Origin of the sequence: Glutamicibacter sp. AOP38-B1-38, from assembly GCF_052377485.1 — a bacterium.
In the GTDB taxonomy this organism is placed as follows: Bacteria; Actinomycetota; Actinomycetes; order Actinomycetales; family Micrococcaceae; genus Glutamicibacter.
In genome coordinates this window covers 1-220 of the sequence record NZ_JBQSWU010000116.1, presented here as the reverse complement: position 1 = coordinate 220, position 220 = coordinate 1, and the positions used below count along the sequence as shown (strand labels likewise).

At 64.5% G+C, this 220-nt stretch carries 1 protein-coding gene; it reads right to left on the bottom strand.

Annotated features, from left to right (window positions below; genetic code table 11):
- A partial coding sequence (locus tag ACT3TP_RS18840; RefSeq protein WP_444621307.1) for a recombinase family protein occupies window positions 1-220 on the bottom strand: 220 nt, incomplete at both ends.

The following is a 220-nucleotide window of genomic DNA, read 5'->3' as shown; positions in this document are numbered from 1 at the left end:
TACTCGAGGACACGTAATCCCACATCACGCTCGCTTAGGGCCGCACCGAGGATCACCAGGTGGAGCACCGAGCGTCCGAGCCTGTCCATTCGGGTGATGACCAGCTGGTCGCCGGCGCGGATGGTCGGGGCGAGGGCCTTGTCGAGCTCGGGCCTGCTGGTCTTGGCACCGCTGGCATGGTCGAATGGTTGTGCGTCGGTGTAACCCTCCACCGTATGTC